General features: G+C 67.5%; 6 protein-coding genes. All 6 read left to right on the top strand.

Going from position 1 to position 18,481, the window contains the following annotated elements:
* Positions 1-216: 216 nt before the first annotated feature.
* Positions 217-2,004 (top strand): ShlB/FhaC/HecB family hemolysin secretion/activation protein, encoded by a 1,788-nt coding sequence (locus LDB29_RS24115; RefSeq protein WP_226870142.1) that lies wholly within the window; start codon positions 217-219, stop codon positions 2,002-2,004.
* Positions 2,004-9,119 carry a histidine kinase gene (locus LDB29_RS24110; RefSeq protein WP_171407212.1) on the top strand — a complete coding sequence of 2,372 codons (7,116 nt, stop codon included), beginning with the start codon at positions 2,004-2,006 and terminating at the stop codon, positions 9,117-9,119. The genes LDB29_RS24115 and LDB29_RS24110 overlap by 1 nt, the downstream gene beginning before the upstream one ends.
* A gap of 111 nt (positions 9,120-9,230) precedes the next feature.
* Positions 9,231-10,622 (top strand): multiheme c-type cytochrome, encoded by a 1,392-nt coding sequence (locus tag LDB29_RS24105; protein WP_103001030.1) that lies wholly within the window; start codon positions 9,231-9,233, stop codon positions 10,620-10,622.
* Complete coding sequence (locus tag LDB29_RS24100) at positions 10,619-12,589, top strand: heme-binding protein (protein ID WP_137709023.1); 1,971 nt, start codon at positions 10,619-10,621, stop codon at positions 12,587-12,589. Before LDB29_RS24105 ends, LDB29_RS24100 begins: the two co-directional genes overlap by 4 nt.
* Before the next feature lie 3 nt (positions 12,590-12,592).
* A complete protein-coding gene (locus tag LDB29_RS24095; protein WP_137709022.1) occupies positions 12,593-14,416 on the top strand; it encodes a hypothetical protein in 1,824 nt (607 codons plus the stop codon).
* A gap of 104 nt (positions 14,417-14,520) precedes the next feature.
* Complete coding sequence (locus LDB29_RS24090) at positions 14,521-18,480, top strand: LVIVD repeat-containing protein (RefSeq protein ID WP_137709021.1); 3,960 nt, start codon at positions 14,521-14,523, stop codon at positions 18,478-18,480.
* The last annotated feature ends 1 nt before the right edge of the window (position 18,481 follow it).

The raw sequence follows: 18,481 nt of genomic DNA, 5'->3' as shown, positions 1-18,481 counted from the left end.
TGGAGCGCAGTCCGGTCCGGTGGCATCGGTTCGGCTGCTCCAGATTAGCTTCGCAGCGTTTTCCGGGTCGGCAGGTTTCGCCTGCCTGGGAAACGCGCTGGTCGCGGGAAAGGGGTGACGGGCAAAAAGCCTGCGCCTGAAAACAGGGGTGGGGCAGCCATGAGGGAAAGGGCTGCCTTTGACGCTTTGGGGACGTCTATGGGGAAGAAGGGGCACATGCGGGCTTCCGCTTTGGGAGGTTCGGCGGCCATGGCGCTGGCGATGCTGCTGCCCGTGGCGGCGACGGCGCAGGTCGCGCCGCGCGCACCGACGCGCGAGGAATTGACGCGCGGGCAACTGACAGGGGAGGCGTCCGCGCAGGGCAGCCGCCTGACGGTCGTGGGCGGCGTCGAGCGCGCACCCTGTCCGCTCGCCGATCCGCGCTACGCCGGCGTGGCGGTCGATTTTACCGATGTGCGTTTCGAAGGGCTGCGTGTCGTCGATCCGGCGGCGCTGGAGGATAGCTGGCGCGAATATGCGGGGCGCGAGGTGCCCATCGCCACCCTTTGCGAAGTGCGCGACCGGGCCGCGACCATGCTGCGGCAAATGGGCTATCTGGCGGCGGTGCAGGTTCCGCCCCAGCGTATCGAGAAGGGCGGCACGGTCCGCTTCGACATCTTCATGGCGCGGCTGGTGGCGATCGAGGTGCGGGGCGACGCCGGCAATGGCGAAAGGCTGATCGCCGCGCATATGGAGGCGCTGAAGGGCCAGCCGGTGTTCAACGTGCGCGATGCGGAACGGCATCTGCTGCTGGCGCGCGACCTGCCGGGCTATGACGTGCGGCTGGCGCTGCGCCCGGCGGGAACGGCGCCCGGCGAAGTGGTGGGCGAGGTGCAGGTGGTGCGCCAGCGCGTCGAACTGGACGTCAACATCCAGAATTACGGCAGCAACGCGGTCGGCCGCTTCGGCGGGCTGGCGCGCGTGCGGTTCAACGACATGACCGGCCTGGGCGACAGCACGCTGTTCAGCATCTTCAACACCGCCCAGCCGAGCGAGCAGACGGTGCTTCAGGTCGGCCACAGCATGGCGCTGGGCAACGACGGGCTGCGCCTGTCGGGCGACCTCACCTATGCCTGGAGCAAGCCGGGGATCGACGGCATACCGCTATCGTCCGAAACGATGATCGCGACGGCGGCGCTCGCCTATCCGCTGGCGCGGCGGCAGGTGCATACGCTGCTGGCGACGGGCGGGCTGGACATCGTCAACCAGGACCTGCGCTTCGGCACCGCCACGCCCAAGGTGCCGCTGTCGCGCGACCGGCTGCGCGTGCTGTTCCTGCGGCTGGAAGGCGAGCTGATCGATCCCGACAGCATCGTCAGCACCCTCGGCTATTCGGGAATAGAGCCGAAATGGCGGCTGGGCGGCATGATGGAGGCGCGCCAGGGCCTGAAAGGGCTGGGCGCGAGCGATGCGTGCGGCGCGGCTCTCGTCAACTGCGCTTTCCCAAGGACGCCGATCAGCCAGTTGGACGGCGATCCTTCCGCATTCGTGCTGCGGGCGAGTGTGCAGGCGGAATATCGGCCGACCCCGAAACTGAGCTTCACCCTGTCGCCAAGGGCGCAATATAGCCCGGACGTGCTCCTTTCCTACGAGCAGATGAGCGCGGGCAACTACACTGTCGGACGCGGCTACGATCCCGGCATCATCACCGGCGACAGCGGCGTCGGCATAGGGGCGGAGCTGCGTTACGGACGGATCACGCCGCGGGCGCCGGGCGCCATCGCGTTCCAGCCCTTCATCTTCTTCGACGCGGCCTGGATGTGGCATCACAGCGCCAATTTCGCCGGGCTCGACCCGCAGAAGCTCTATTCGGCGGGCGGCGGCCTACGCACCACGTGGGACAATCATGCCCGGCTCGACCTGACACTGGCGACCCCCCTGCGCAAGGCCGGTTTCCAGACCGAAAAGGGCGACACGCGGCTGCTCCTTTCCCTGACCACGCAAATCTTGCCGTGGAGGCGTTGATGACCAGGAAGCATGGCACATTCTCGCTCTGGACCCTGCTGGGCCGCACAAGCGCCGTGGCGCTGGCGGTCGGGCTCGGGGCCGGCGCCGCCATTGGCCAGAAGGCGTTCCAGGGCACGCCATCCATAGTTTCGGGCGACGCCTATATCCCGCCGAGCACGAACAGCGTCTCGCTGAACTCGACCCAGGCGGTGATCGACTGGACGCCCGACGATCGCGGGCCGGCCAGTGCCGGCACGATCGACTTCCTGCCCCAGGGCAACACGGTCACGTTCAGCTCGTTCAGCGACTTCACGGTGCTGAATCGCATCCTTCCGCTGGACGGCAACGGACTGCCCGTATCGCGTGCGATCGCGTTCAACGGCACGGTGCAGAGCCAGGTCAGCGGCAGCCCGCCAAGCACCGGCGGAGCGGTGTGGTTCTATTCGCCCGGCGGCATCATCGCGGGCGCGAACAGCGTCTTCAATGTCGGATCGCTGGTGCTGACCGCCAACGCCATCGACATCAGCAACGGCCTTGACCGGAACAATATCCGCTTCGCAGGCCCGGCGGGCAGCACATCGTCCGTCGAACTGCTTCCGGGCGCGCAGATCAACGCGCTTTCGGCCGGCAGCTATGTCGCTCTGGTCGCGCCGCGCGTGGTGCAGGGCGGCACGGTCACGGTCAACGGATCGACCGCCTATGTGGGGGCCGAAGCGGCCGACATCCGGATCAACAACGGCCTGTTCGACATCGCCATCACGGCCGGCACCACGGACGCCAATGGCGTGGTGCACAGCGGCACGACGAACGGCCCTGAATCGGCGGGCAGCACCGACCCGCAGCGCATCTTCATGGTCGCGGTGCCGAAGAACAACGCACTCACCATGCTGCTGTCGGGCAATGTCGGCTACACGCCAGCGACGGCGGTCACCCCGGACGGGAGCGCCCTTGTGCTCTCGGCGGGTTCCGACATCGCCCATGACGCCGACGGGAACCTCATCACCACGCGCAACGCCACGGCGACGGTAGAGGCGGGTTTCAGCATCGGATCGGGCGACTGGCAGAACGACCTGACCGGCACGGCGACCGGCGACATCGTCATACGTCCCGCCGCGACAACGCATTTCCTGGGAAATGTCACGCTGTCCGCCGAACGCGGCATCACCCTGCGGGCCGATCAGTCAGGCGCGATCGCCGCGGACAGGGACATGATCCTCACCGCCGGAAGCGGCGCCACGGGCGGCCGCATCGACCTGCTCGCCTTCGGCGGCAGCGGCGCGGCCCTGACCAACGGACAGATCGACGTCACCGGCAGCCTGACGCTGAACGCCAGCGGCGATGGCGAGGCGGGCGTCAGCGCGCCGCCGCTGATCGGCGGGGACGCGATTGGCGGGACGATCGACCTGATCGCCACGGGCGGATCGATCGCGGCGGCCAGCCTGATCGCCAATGCCGTGGGCTATGCCGGCTATGGCAGCGACAGGTCCGGCAATGCCACGGGCGGGGCGATCACCCTCTCTGCGCTGACCGCCGCCGGACCCTCCGGCACCGAGGGAGGGAGCCTGCGCTTCGGCAGCACGGCGCTTGACGCCTCTGCGGGCACGGCTTTCCAGGTTTCGGTGCCGCCGGTCGATGGCGGCAGCGCCATGGGCGGCAGCGTTGCGCTCAACGGCACGTCCGGCAGCTTCATAACAGGCGGCCTCGACCTCGGGACCGTCAGCGCCAGGGCGCAGGCGACCGGCGGCATCGCCAGCACGGGCGCGGCGGGCAACGCGACCGGCGGCGACATCCGTGTCGCCATTTCCAGCGGCACGCATGAATGGACCAGCCTGAACGCCGACACCAGCACCGCGCCGGGCTATGCGACGGAGGGCGGCAGCTATGGCGCGGCCATCCCCGGCACCACCGGGATCGACATCGACGTCGGCGGCACGGGCAACCTCAATATCCTGACATCCGTTTCGCTCTATGCGGATGCGCGGGCCTTTGGCGGGGGTGCGTCTGGCGGCACGCTGCGGGCCGGGCGGATCAACATCTCCGCGCATGACGGGGGCAGCTTCGCGATTGCGGAGGATCTGTTCGCCACCGCCAATGCGTCCGGCTTCCCCGCTTTTCCGGGATCGACCTTCCTGACGCCCCGAACGGCCGACGCCTTTGGCGGGACCATCAGCATCGGCGCGGCGGGCGGCAGCTTCGGTGCGGCGGGGCTTTATGCCAGCGCCGGAGGCTTTGCAGGCGACGCGCCGGGCGTGGCGGGGAGCGGCACCGGCGGCGGCGTGACCCTGTTCGCCAGCGCTTCCGGCGGGCAGCGCGGCAGTTTTTCGCTCAGCGACTGCGCCAGCTATTTTTGCCGCGTCTCTGCCGATGGCTGGGGCGCGGCGGGCGCCGACGGATCGAACGGAACGGGCGGTTCCATCCTGCTCCATGCCAGCGATGCCGATTTCTCGGTGCCTGGCGAACTGACGCTGCAAGCCCAAGGCGTGGGCGGCGGCGCGGCGTCCGACGGCGTTGCCGGTCGCGGGGGCGATGGGCTGGGCGGCAGCATCCTCGTGGAAAGCCGCCTCGGTCTTGCCGGCACCGGCGACCTCAGCTTCGGCAGTCTGTTCCTGTCGGCGGAGGGTGCCTCGGCGCCCTCCAGCGACGGCATGTCCTTCAATGGCGGCGATGCCGGCAACGGCACGGGCGGAACGGTCAATATCAACATATCGGGCGGCAGCCTGACCGCCGATCTCCTGGATGCGCAGGCGAGCGGCTTCGGCGGCGCGGCGGGCGAGAACTGCCTTAGCTGCGAAGGCGGGGGCACTACGGCGTTCCTTGCGGGCAGCGGGCAGGGCGGCTCGGCCGGCTTCCTGATCTCCGGCGGCGCGGCGGCCATCGGCACGCTGGCGCTGGGCGCTCACGGCACCGGCGGCGAAGCGGACGGCGCGAACGGCCCATCGTCAGCGGCAGCCATTGCCGGTGCCGGCCTGGGCGGCCATGCACTGCTCGAATCGCGGGGCGGCACGCTGGAACTGGCGACGCTCGGCATCGATGCCAGCGGCACGGGCGGTCTGGGCTATCCGGTCTTTCAGGCCGACGGCGCGGATGGCGGAACCGGCATGGGCGGTACTGCGGGTCTGCTGATGACCGCCGGGAGCGGCGGGCAGGTCACGATCAGCGGCGCGGCCGTCGTCCGCGCATCGGGTCAGGGCGGCGATGGAGCGGAGACGGGCTCCGACGGTCCCGGCAATTATGCCGCCGGTTCCGGCGGCAGTGGAACGGGCGGCGTCGCGGATGTCACGCTGGCAGGCGGCATGCTGACCGCGCCTTCGCTTCTGATCTCGGCGGAGGGCCTTGGCGGGGCGGGCGGCAATAACGGCAGCGACGGGCCGGGCGCGGCAGCGGGCGATGGCTTGGGCGGCACCGCGCGCTTCTCCTATCTGAACGAAGGCCATGCGATCGGCACGGTCACGGTGAAGGCCGACGGGCAGGGTGGGGGGGCCGGCAATAGCGGCTTCTTCAGTTTCGACAATAGCGGCAATCCGACATTTTTCTATGGCGTCGCGGCGGGCGGAGCCGGCGGCCGGGGAACGGGCGGCGTCGCCGCCATGCTGGTCGACGTCGATCCGCTTTTCGCCAGCCTGACCGTCAGCGCCGACGGCATCGGCAGCATGGGCGGCGGCGGGGGGACCGGCGGCGCTGGCGGTGCGGGGACGGGCGGCGTTGCGACGCTCGATCTGGCGTTCGGCACGACGACGGTGAGCGGCGCGCTGCGCGTCACCGCTGCCGGCCTGGGCGGTGCTGGCGGCATGGGCCATGACGGCAGCGGCGGGCGCGGCGGCGATGCCTTTGGCGGTAGCGCGACGTTCGGCCTGACTGGATCATCCACCCTGCTGGATGCCAGCGACATCGGCGTGCTGGCCGAGGCGCTAGGCGGGGTGGGCGGCCAGAGCGGCGTGCGCAGCGGCGCTGGCCTTGCCGGGGCGGATGGCGGCGACGCGACCGGCGGCACGGCGCTGCTCGATCTCAATGCTGGAGCGGCGGCGATAACGGGTCTCGCGCTGCGTATCAGCGGCAATGCAACGGGTGGCGATGGAGCTATCGGCACGGCCGGGCCGGTTGGCGGCAATGGCGGTGCGGGCGGCAATGGTTTCGCTGGCTCCGCCACCTTGCATATTGCGGATGCGCGCATGGCGGCTGGCAGCGCTTTGCCCCAGATGCCGGCCTACAGCATCACGGCGGTCGGCCTGGGTGGCAACGGAGCAGATGGCAGCGCGGGCAGCAATGCGGGCCTCACCGGCGGCCTGGGTGGTAGCGGCGGGAACGGCATCGGCGGCCTTGCGGCGTTCGACGCGGGTAATGGCGATTATGTGCTGGGCGGCCTCACCCTGCGCGCGGATGGATTGGGCGGGCCTGGCGGAATCGGCGGCGCCGGGCCGGCGGGCGCATCGGCCGGGGGCGCGGCGGGTCTGGGCAGCGGCGGCACCGCCAGTCTGGCCAATGGCGATGGCGGCCTGCTGTCACCGGGCGCGCAGCGGCTGATCGACGCATTGTTCATGGGCGCGAACGGCGACATGAGCGGGCTGGTCCGCTTCACCGACAGCAGCACAGCCGCCAACGCTGGGCTGCGCGTCAACGGATCGCTCGCGCTTTCCAGCCTAGGTGTTCCGGTCGCCGGATTTTCCCGGATCTCCTTTGCGGCGAGCAATGCCGTGCAGGTGGGTGGGAATGCCGGCTTCACGAGCGATGGACCGCTTTCCTTCGCCTTCACAGGGTCGGGGGGGCTGGCCGCGACCGGCGCGCTCACCGGAACTTCAGGCACGCGCATCGACCTGAGCCATGCCGCGCGGCCGCTGGGCAGCGACAGCCTGTTTGCGAACAGCATCCTGTTCACGACTCCCGGCGATGTCACCCTGTTGACGGCGGGCAGCCTGCGCGCGGTGGCAGGTCTGACGATCCTCGCCACGGGGGGCAATATCGGCCTCGCCAGCGGCAGCGCCCTGACGGCGGGCGGCGACCTGCGGCTGTTCGCGCAGGGCAGCGTCAACGGCACGGGCGCTGCCGCCAGGGCGGGCGGCACGGCAGCCATCGGCCTGGGCGGGGCGGGCGACATAGTGCTGGGTGATCTGGCGTCAGGCACATTGCTCGATCAGGTCGATTCCGCCGGCAATCTGTTGGGGACGGGCGGCATTGCGATCGGGGGCGACTTCGCCGTCTCCGGCCGGCTTGACATTGGCGCGGGCACCGGCACCCTGTCCGCCGCCAATATCGACATCGGGACGCTGTCCGCCGATACCCAGCGATTGGCGGCGTCCGGCGCTCCGGTCCGCATCGGCAATGCGCTGATGAGCGGCGATCTGATCGTCAATTCCAGCCTGCTGCTGGGCAATGCCGATATTGCAGGACTCCTCCAGGTGCGCGCGCCGGGGCCGTCGGGCCTTGCGCAGCTTGGCGGCGCGGTGGCGGCGGGCGCGATCGACATCGCTGCGGGCGCCATCGTCAGCAGCGGCCTGACGGCGCGCAATGGCGACCTGTTGCTGCAATCCTCAACCGACCTGAATGTGACGGATGCCCGTGCATCAGGCGCGATCGTCATGGCCGCCGCCAATCGCCTGACCATCGGCAACGCAGCATCAGGCAGCAGTCTGGCCCTGTCCGGGCAGGGGATCGACGCCGCCAGCCTAAGCGCGGGCGGCCAGAGCCTGCTGAACGCGGGCGCCGGCAGCCTGATGGTGGGCGACATCGCATCGGCTGGAGCGATAACGGCCAGCGGAGACGTGGTGAGTCTCGGCGCGACCGGCAACATGGCCGTAGCGCAGGCCACGGCATCGGCAGGCGCGTTGCTGTTGAACGCTGGCGGCGCTCTTTCCATTGTCGATGCGAGTGCGGGGGGCAATATGACGCTCACCGGCGGATCGATCGATGCGACCGCGCTCGACGCCACGGGATCGCTGACGGCCACCGCCTCGGGCGTGGCGAGTTTCGGCAATGTGACGTCGCAAACGGGCGGCATCCTGTTGAATGCGGGAGGGTTGCTGAGCCTGACGGCTTCCGTCGGCGCACGGACGATCACGATGGCGTCCGGCGACATCGTCCTTGGCGGGGCAGCGCGGATCGGCAGCCTGAGCGGAACGAGCCGCATCGTCTTCAACGCGGTGAACCTGCAACAGCCCGCTTATGTCGGCGGCAGCGACGTCGCCGGAACCTACAGCCTGTCGGCGGCGGAACTGGCGCGGGTAGCGGCGGCGGACATCGCCATCGGCGCGCCCGGGCGGGGCGTTGCGGGATCGCCCGACATCGTCGTGCGGGATCTGACCCTTGGCACCGCCAATCTGCCGGGTGGCGGCCTGCTAACGATCGGCGCCGGCGGGCATCTGCGCGTCGAGGGGGCGGTACGGCTGACCGGACGCTCGGGGCAGGGCGGGCTGATCCTGTCGGCGGGGCAGATGTTGGACATCGTCGCCGGTCCCGGCTCCATCGACATCAGCGACGGCAATGGCGGATTGGGCGGCGTCTTGACACTGGACAGCCCGAACATCATCGCCGCGTCCCTGTCGGCCATGGCGGACGTCGCTTCGACAGGCTCGCTCATCGCCAGGGAATTGCGGCTGGCGCAGAATGTAGGGCTGGTGAACGATACGGGCATCCTGCGCGCGGGGACGATCCTGGCGAATGCGAGCCAGACCTTCTTCATCCAGAATAGCGGCCTCTCCAGCACGATCCCGGACCGGCGCGGCTTCACGGCCAATGCGCTGCTGATCGGCTCGGGCGGCTCCGCGTTGCAGATCGCCATCAACGGGCGGCTTGCCCTGCCCATGGGCGGTTTCGCGCAGGGGCTGGAGACGGTTCCGCTGGTCGCCGTCAATGGTTCCTATGCCCTGGGGTCGAAGGTCAACGGCTGTCTCATCGGCAATCCCGCCGCCTGTACCGGCACCGGCTTCGACAGCCGGGATACCTGGAACGGCGTGCTCGATCCTTCGGTGTCGGTCAGCCGCATCTTCACCCTCTCCCTCATCGAATTGCGCGACATCGTGGCGCAGGGCTATCCGCCGCTGATCGACGAGCCGGTGACGGGCGCTGGCAATGAGGATCTGTGGGAACGCTCCTGCGGCGGACCGGATGAACCGAACTGCGCGGAAGGCGGCGCGCGATGATCGGCGGACAAAGGTAAAACGGGATTGAAACAACGGGTTGAACCCGTAGAGAGAAATGCACGGCGGACGCAGGGGAAAGCGTCCGAATCAGCCGGCACGGGGGCGTGACGAATGGGGGGCGGTAAGCGCAGGGTGATAGGCAGGTCCTTGGGCGGCATGGCGCTGTGCGTCATGCTGCTGGGATGGCTGCTGCTGTCCGGCCTGCCCGGTGGCGAATGGGGCGTGGCGGATGCCGCGCCGGCGGCGCGCGCCTATACCGGCGTAGCCTCCTGCGCGGGGTCCACCTGCCATGGCCGGATGGAGGGGGACGGCAAGGTCGTGCGTCAGGACGAACTGATGCGGTGGCAGGAGCCGTCGACGCCGGGCGGTGCCCATAGCCGCGCCCATGCCGTGCTGAACGGCACGCGCGGCCAGCAGATCGCGGCGACATTGGGGCTGGGCGACGCCGCCTCCGCGCCGGCCTGTCTTGGCTGCCATTCCACCCCGGCGGCGGCGCGCGGCGCGCGCTTCCTGACGCAGGATGGCGTCGGCTGCGAGGCCTGCCATGGCCCGGCGAGCGGCTGGATCGCCTCCCACTATGCCGTGGGCGCGAGCCATGCCGCCAATGTCGCGGCGGGCATGACGCCGCTCGACCGGCCGCAGGCACGGGCATCGGTCTGCCTCGATTGCCATTTCGGCAGCGCGCGGGACGGTCAGTTCGTCACGCACCGCATCATGGCGGCGGGTCATCCGCGCATCTCCTTCGAACTCGACCTCTTCTCCTCCATGCAGGCGCATCATGACGAGGATGGCGACTATGCGCAGCGCAAGGGGCGGACAGACAGCCTGAAGCTCTGGGCCGTGGGGCAGGCGATGGCGGTGGAACGGGCGCTGACCCTCTATGCCGGGGAAAAGGGGACGGAGGGGGCCTTCCCCGAATTCTATTTCTTCGATTGCCAGAGCTGCCACCGCCGCATCTACGACCAGGCGGAGCGCAGCAAGACCTGGGAAGCCAATCCGGGCCGGCCCATTCCAGCGGGCATGCCGCCCTTCAATGACGAGAACATGATCCTGCTGTCCGCGGCGGCGCGTGTGGCTGCGCCGGGACTGGCCGGGCGCTTCGATGCGGACAGCCGCGCCTTCCATGCTGCGATTGCGCGGGATCGGGCCGGGGCGGTCGCGGCGGCGGGCAGGCTGGCGGGCAGCGCGCGAGCGCTGGCGGATGCCTTTGCGGCTGGCGGGATGCAGGGCGACATGGCCTTCGCCATCGTGCGCGAGATTGCGGGCAGCGCCATTTCGCCGCGCTTCACCGATTATGAAGGGTCGGTGCAGGCGGTGATGGCGGTCGACACGCTGCTCAACGGTCTGGTGAAATCCGGGCGCGTCACCATCGGCGCGGCGGCGGGCATCCGGGCGGACGTCAACCGCGCCTATGCAGCCGTCAGGGAACCGAACGGCTATCGCCCCGGCGATTTCCGCGCCGCACTGGGCAGCGCGGCGCGCAGCATCGGGGCGCTGCAATGAGGGCGCAGCATCATCGGCTGAGCGCACTCGCCGCGAGCGCAGCGTTGATCCTCTCCTCCTGCGGCGGGGGAGGCGGCGACAGCAGCGGCACGCCGACGCCAGCGCCCACCCCGACGCCAACGCCGGCCAGCCTCTATGGGACGCCCGCGCAGGAATCGCTGACGGTCGCGGATGTCGAAACCGTGGTGGCGCATGCCGTGGCGGAGGCAAAGGCGCGCAACCTGCCCGCCGTGATCGCCGTGACCGACCGGGTGGGCAATGTGCTCACGGTCTTCCGCATGACCGGCGCGCGGGCAGGCGCCACCACCAGCGCCGCACCCAATGGCGACAATATCGACGCGCAGAACCTGACCGTTCCCGCAGAGGCCGGCGCCATCGCCAAGGCGATCACCGGCGCCTATCTGTCGAGCGGCGGCAACGCCTTTTCGACCCGCACGGCGAGCATGATCGTGCAGCAGCATTTTCCGCCCGCGCCGACCACGGCCGGGCTGGAAAGCGGGCCGCTGTTCGGCGTGCAGTTCAGCCAATTGCCCTGTTCCGACCTTTCGGCGCGCTTCGTCTCCTCGGGCGCGCAGGCGATGATCGGGCCGAAGCGGTCGCCCTTGGGGCTGGCGGCCGATCCGGGGGGCTTCCCGCTCTACAAGAATGGCGTGGTGGTCGGCGGCATCGGCGTCATGGCGGACGGCGTCTATGGTTCCGACGGCAATGTGCTGGACGATGACAATGATCCGGAAGAATATATCGCGCTGGCGGGGACCCTGGGGTTCGAGGCGCCCGAGACTGTCCGCGCTGATCGCATCACGGTGGACGGCACCTCGCTGCGCTATTCCGATGCGGCCTATTCCGGGCTGATCGCGACGGGTGCGGTGAGCTTCGCCGCGATCAACGGAAGCGAAGGCGCGCTGGTCGCGGTGCGCGGCTATTATGGCGATCCCGCACCGATGATCCTGGCGGGTGTCGCTTATGGTACAGAGGCGTCTGGCGTCCGGCGGGCCCGGTCCGCAGAATTTTCCAAGACCGACGCCTTCGTCCTGACCGACGGGTCGGGCAATGACCGCTTCCCCATCCGCGCCGGAACCGACGCGGGCGATGTGGCGCAGCCGCTCACGACGGCGGAAGTGACCGCGATCCTCGAAGAAGCCTTCACCGTCATGAGCCGGGCGCGGGCGCAGATCCGCCAGCCGCTGGACAGCCGGGCGCAGGTGACGATCAGCCTGGTCGATACGCGCGGGCAGGCGCTGGGCATCGTCCGGTCGCCCGACGCGCCGATATTCGGCACCGACGTCAGCCTGCAAAAGGCCCGGACGGCGGCCTTCTTCTCCGGTTCCCACGCGGCGGCGGACCTGCTGGGCAGCAGCAGCGCCGATGTGGCGGCCTTCGTGGGGAAGGCGCGGACCTTCCTTAACGATCCGTCCGCGTTGACCGGGCGATATGCCTTCACCGATCGCGCCAATGGCAATCTTTCCCGCCCCTATTTTCCCGATGGCGAGGTTGGGCGGCCCAACGGGCCCTTTTCGCGTCCCATAGCGCAGTTCAACCCCTTCTCCACCGGCTTGCAATCGGCGCTGGTGGTGGGCGATCTCGCCGCCCATCTCGCCTTCGTGACGGGGGCCAGCGCGACGGACGCGCCGCAGCGCTGCTCGGCCGTGCCGACCGTCTCCGACCGGAACCGGGTGCAGAACGGCATCCAGATCTTTCCCGGTTCCGTGCCCATCTATCGCGGCAATGTGCTGGTCGGCGCCATCGGCGTGTCGGGCGACGGCATCGATCAGGATGACATGATCAGCTTCCTTGGCCTGCACAATGCCGGCCTGCGCATGGGCGGCGTCGGCAATGCGCCCGCCGCGATCCGCTCCGACCGGATCGTGGTGGACCTTGGCAATGCGACGGTGCGGCTGCGCTATGTGGGCTGTCCCTTCGCGCCGTTCCTGGACAGCGCATCGCAAAATGTCTGCACGGGGCTGTAGGGGATGGGCCTTGTCTCGCTCATGCCCCTGTTCGCGCTGGCCCAGCCGGGCGAGCCTGTGCCGCCCCCTCCGCCGGAAAACTGGCAGGAGCTTTTGGATGCCGACCGTCAATCCATAGAGGGCCGCCGTCGCCCCGGCTATGAAGCGCCGCTGCCCCAAGCCGTGACGCAGGACAATAAGGGTGCGGTTCGAGCGCCGCCGCCGGAGGCCTTTCCGACCGATCAGGTGCCGATCCCGGATCGCTGGCGCCTGATCGAAAGCCTGGGGGTGGTGAAGGAACGCTGGTTCGATCCCTATAACCAGAATATGCTGAAGGGCGACCGGCCGATCGACCGGGAAAAGGCGAAGTGGCTGCCGATCAAGGGCGACGACTGGTTCTTCGTCGCCAATGCAGTGAGCGATACCGTGCTGGAACCACGGACCTTCCCGATTCCGGTGGGCGTGCAGACGACGGAGCGGCCGGGCAGCATCGATGTCTTCGGCAAGGATGCGAGCTATGTGTTCAGCCAGACCTTCATCGGCGGCGTGGCGCTCATCAAGGGCGCGACCGCCTTCAAGCCGCCGGAGATCGAATATCGCCTGACGCTGGCGCTCAACGTCAATCATGTGAACGTGCCCGAACGCCGCGTGCTGTTCGTGCAACCCTCCCGGCCGTCGCGCCGCACCGACCATTTTCTGGGCGTGCAGGAAGCCTTTGTCGACTATCACCTCGCCAACACGTCGGACCGCTATGACTTCCGCTCGCTGCGCGTCGGTATCCAGCCCTTCCAGTCGGATTTCCGCGGCTTTCTGTTCAATGATCAGCAATTGGGCATCCGGCTGTTCGGCAATCGCGACAATAACCGCTTCCAGTTCAATCTGGCGGCTTTCTGGCGGTTGGAAAAGGACACCAATAGCGGCCTCAATTCGGTCGTGCAGTCGCCGCGCAGGGACTGGACATTCCTTGCCAATCTCTACCGGCAGGATTTCCTGATCCCCGGTCTCACCAGCCAGATCACCGCCGTCTACAACATGAACCGCGAGAAGCGGGACATAGAGATCGACGATAACGGCTTTCCGGTGCGTCCGGCGCTGCTGGGCGACCTGCGCGGGCGGGAATATGATGTCGTCTATCTCGGCTATAATGCCGACGGGCGGATCGGACGGCTGAATCTGACGGCGTCGCTTTACGGCGCGCTGGGGGAGGATCGGAACAGCATCTTCACTTCGCGGCCCGCGCAGATCAGGGCTTTTTTCGCCGCCGCCGAAGCGAGCGTCGATAAGGACTGGATGCGGTTCCGTATTTCCGGCCTCTATGCCAGCGGCGACGGCGATCCCCATGACAATCGCGAAAACGGGTTCGATGCGATTTTCGAGAATCCCGTCTTTGCCGGCGCGGACACCAGCTATTGGATCAGGCAGTCCATTCCCTTTGCCGGCGGTGGGCGCGTGATCGGGATCAACGGACGCAACGGCATATTGAACTCCCTGCGTTCCTCGAAGGAACAGGGGCAGTCGAACTTCAACAATCCCGGCACGATGCTGCTGGGCGCGGGGGCCGATTTCGACCTGATGCCGGAACTGCGGCTGTCGGCCAACGCCAATCACCTCTGGTTCCAGAACACGGCCACGCTTCGGGCGCTGCGCAACGAGGGCAGCATTCCCAGGGCCATCGGCTGGGATTTGTCGACCGCGGCGATCTGGCGGCCGTATGCGACGCAGAACATCGTCTTCCGCCTGTCGGGCGCGACGCTGTTGCCGGGGGCGGGATTTCGCGACCTCTTCACCAATAGCGAGCGCAACCGGAATTATTATTCGGTGCTCGCCAATTTGATCTTGAGTTACTGATGCGTTGGCCTTTTTCCCCTCTGTCATTCCCGCGAAGGCGGGAATCCATCTCCGGCGCTGCGTCCAGACGACGGGTTGGGAGGTGGATTCCCGCCTTCGCGGGAATGACGGTGGTGGTGGTGCTCGCGGCGTTGCTCCTTCCCGTGGCTATCCTCTACGCTTCCGACGCCGAAAAGCCGGTCGAGCGCCACTATGCCCCCGCGCCGCCAGCGCCGATGAGCCAGACCGCTGAACAGGTCGCGGCGAAATCGGACGGCTGCTATAGCTGCCACAGCAAGACCGACGAGCCGTCCATGCACGCGACCCCTGCGGTGATGCTGGGCTGCACCGACTGCCATGGGGGCAATGCGGCGGTGCGGGGCGATCCCGCATTGGGCTTCGAAGACCCCGCCTATGTCGCAGCGCGGGAGAGGGCGCATGTGCTGCCGCGCTATCCCAAGAGCTGGCACTATCCCTCCTCCGCCAATCCGCAGCGGACTTACACGTTGCTGAACCGGGAGGCGCCGGAGTTTGTGCGCTTCGTCAATCCCAGCGACTATCGCGTGGCGCGGGACGCCTGCGGGTCATGCCATATGCAGGTTATCGAGGCGGCGGAGCGTTCGCTGATGGCGTCGGGCGCGATGCTGTGGGGCGGGGCGGCCTATAATAATGGGATCGTGCCGTTCAAGAACTACATCTTCGGCGAGGCCTATACCAAGGATGGGAAACCCGCGAAGATCGTCTCGCCCGGCAGCCCGCCCGGCACGCTGACCGCCGAACAGAAGGCGCGCGGCGCGCTGGCGGAACTCTATCCGCTGCCGACATGGCAGGTGATCCCGCCCGGCGACGTCTTCCGCGTATTCGAACGCGGCGGCCGCAATATCGGCACGCAATTTCCCGAAATCGGCCTGCCCAATCCCACCGGATCGATCCAGCGGCTGGAAGAACCCGGACGGCCCGACCTCAAGCAGTCCAATCGCGGCCCCGGAACGGGTTTGCGCGTGGCGATTCCGGCGCTCAACATCCACAAGACCCGCCTCAACGATCCCTATATGTGGTTCATGGGGACCAACGACCAGCCGGGCGATTATCGCCATTCGGGCTGTTCGGGGTGCCATGTCGTCTACGCCAACGACCGCGAGCCGCGCCACAGCCTGATCTACGCCCAATATGGCCGCGACGGGCAGACCGCCACGGTCGATCCCACCATCGCGGCCAAGACGAGCCATGGCGGGTTGAAAGGCCCGCATGGCGAGACCGTCAAGCCGGATCATCCTATCGGCGCCGTCAAGGAAAGCGGCCATCCGATCCGCCACGCCTTCACCCGCGCCATCCCGACTGCCCAGTGCATGAACTGCCACATGCACCAGCCCAATATCTTCCTGAACAGCTATCTGGGCTATACGATGTGGGACTATGAGTCCGACGCGCCGCTGATGTGGCCGGAAAAGCAGAAATATCCGACCGCCGCGCAAGTGCATGAGACTCTGGAGCGCAATCCGGAAGGGGCTTCCCCACGCGGCAAATGGGCGGACCTGGAATTTCTGCGCAACGTCTACGACCTGAACGACAGGGCGAAGGACACGCAGTTCGCGGACTATCACGGCCATGGCTGGAACTTCCGCGGCGTGTTCAAGCGCGACCGGGAAGGCAATCTGCTCGACGCGGACGGCCGGATCGTTTCGCCCGACGATCCGGAAAAATGGCGGAAGAAGGGGGAGGAGAAGTTCGTTCCCGTCGGCACCAATCCCGGCAAGTCCGTGCACCTGATGGACATTCATGCCGAAAAGGGCCTGCAATGCGCCGACTGCCATTTCGCGCAGGACAGCCACGGCAACGGCTTCATCTATGGCGAAGTGGCCAATGCCATAGAGATCGGATGCAAGGACTGCCACGGTACGGCGGATGCCTATCCGACGTTGCTGACCTCCGGCCCGGCCGCGCCGCCCAAGGGCACCAATCTCGCCCTGCTGCGCAATCCGGACGGCAAGCGGCGCTTCGAATGGTATTATGACGCCAGCGGGCGGCAACGGCTGATCCAGCGGTCGATCGTCGATCCGAAACTGGAGTGGGAAGTGAGCCTGGTGAAGGATTCGGTCGACCCCGCCAATCCGCACTTCAACGCCAAGGCCGCCCGCGCCAAGCTGGTGAGCCGTTCGGGCGCGGAGGATGGCAGCTTCGCCTTCGGTCCCGGCGTGGCGAAGGCGGACCGGGCGCATGGCGACGACAACATGGCATGCTTCACCTGCCACCTGAGTTGGACGACCAGTTGCGGCGGTTGCCATTTGCCCATCGAGGCGAACTGGAAGACGTCGCTCCACCATTATGACGGGGAGGAGACGCGCAACTTCGCCACCTATAACCCGCAGGTGGCGCGGGACGAGATGTTCCAGCTTGGCAAGCATATGACCACCAAAGGCAATGAAACCGCCCCGGTTCGCTCGACTTCGGCGCTGGTCCTGTCGTCCACCAACATCAACCGTGAACGCATCTACATCCAGCAGCCGCCCATATCCGGCATCGGCTTCTCGTCCCAGGCCTTCGCGCCGCATTTCCCGCATACGGTGCGCAGGACCGAGACGAAGACTTGCTCCGACTGCCATTTGTCGGCCAAGGACGACAACAACGCCATCATGTCGCAATTGCTGCTGCTCGGCACCAATTTCGTGAACTTCGTGGGGTTGAATGCCTGGACCGGGCTGGAGGGTGGGTTCGAGGCGATCCGCGTTACCGAATGGGATGAGCCGCAGGCGGTGATCGGCAGCTATCTCCAGAAATATGCCTATCCCGACTATTGGAAGCTGCATGTCGAGCAGAACAAGCGGGAACTCAAGGATTGGGTGCGCGGCAAATATTTCGACAAGAAGGCGTCGGGCGAGACCCATGCCGTAGAAGAGTTCCGCAATGTCGTGAAGGGCACGGCGGGGCGCGTCGGATGCCTGCAACTGCGCGGCGAATATATGTATGTGGCCGAAGGGAAGGGCGGTTTCCGCGTCTATGACGTGGCGTCCATCGCGAACAAGGGCTTTTCCGAGCCGATCCTGAGCGCGCCTTTCTCGAAGCTGGGTCACAATAGCGGCGTGCCGTCGAAGAACGCGACATGCATGGCGCTGGCCACCAACCAGCCGGTCAACCCGCTGCGCAACACGCCGGAACTGCGCCGGATCAATCAGGAGCAGGCGTTCCTGCCGATCTACAGCTATGCGGCGGTGACGGACAGCGTCGAGGGGCTGATCATGGTCAATATCGAGACCATGGCCGATGGCGAATTCCGCAACAATTTCCTAAAGCGGGCCGTGACCTGGAACCCCGATGGCGTGCTGAACGGCGCGCGGCACATCCAGCTGGCGGGGCAGATCGCCTATATCACGGCGGATGTCGGGCTGGTGGTGGTGGACCTCAGCGATCCGCTCCACCCCCGTCTCGCCGCCGTCCGCCCGATGAAGGATGCGCGGGCAAGCGCGATCCAGTTCCGCTATCTGTGGGTCACGGATGCGGAAGGATTGAAGCTCTTCGACGTGACGAAGCTCACCGATCCGGTGGTGGTGCCGTCCGCCACCGTGCCGCTGGCCGATGCGCGCCGCATCTATCTCGCCCGGACCTATGCCTATGTCGCGGCCAAGTCCGAAGGGCTGGCGATCGTCAACATCACCAACCCGTTGCGGCCGCTCGTCTACGCGAAGGAGACGTTCGGCGGGCAGATGACCGATGTGGAGGATGTGATCGTCGGCACCACCAATGCGTCGCTGTTCGCCTATGTCGCGGACGGCCGGAACGGGCTCAAGGTCATCCAGCTCACCAGTCCGGCGAGCCAGCCGAATTTCTATGGCTTTTCACCCGCGCCCAAGCCGGAACTGATTGCCTGGGCAAGGACGCCTTCGGCGGCTTTGGCGCTGTCCAAGGGGCTGGACCGCGACCGGGCGGTCGATGAAACGGGCGGGCAGATCGCGGTGTTCGGACGCCTCGGCTCGCGGCCCTTCACCCGCCCGGAAATGGAGCGACTGTTCCTGAACTCCAGGGGGATTCCCTATAAGGTCAGCGACGAGGTGGATATGAAGGGCTGGCGGCCGCCTCTGCTGCGCTGAG

Source organism: Sphingobium sp. CFD-2 (assembly GCF_024611135.1).
Lineage (GTDB): Bacteria > Pseudomonadota > Alphaproteobacteria > Sphingomonadales > Sphingomonadaceae > Sphingobium > Sphingobium fuliginis.
Note: the sequence above shows the minus strand (reverse complement) of the source record. Positions and strands in the feature narration are given on the sequence as shown.

Coding starts and splice junctions, on each gene's coding strand:
- LDB29_RS24115 (WP_226870142.1), top strand. CDS start 217: ATGCGGGCTTCCGCTTTGGGAGGTTCGGCGGCCATGGCGCTGGCGATG.
- LDB29_RS24110 (WP_171407212.1), top strand. CDS start 2,004: ATGACCAGGAAGCATGGCACATTCTCGCTCTGGACCCTGCTGGGCCGC.
- LDB29_RS24105 (WP_103001030.1), top strand. CDS start 9,231: ATGGGGGGCGGTAAGCGCAGGGTGATAGGCAGGTCCTTGGGCGGCATG.
- LDB29_RS24100 (WP_137709023.1), top strand. CDS start 10,619: ATGAGGGCGCAGCATCATCGGCTGAGCGCACTCGCCGCGAGCGCAGCG.
- LDB29_RS24095 (WP_137709022.1), top strand. CDS start 12,593: ATGGGCCTTGTCTCGCTCATGCCCCTGTTCGCGCTGGCCCAGCCGGGC.
- LDB29_RS24090 (WP_137709021.1), top strand. CDS start 14,521: ATGACGGTGGTGGTGGTGCTCGCGGCGTTGCTCCTTCCCGTGGCTATC.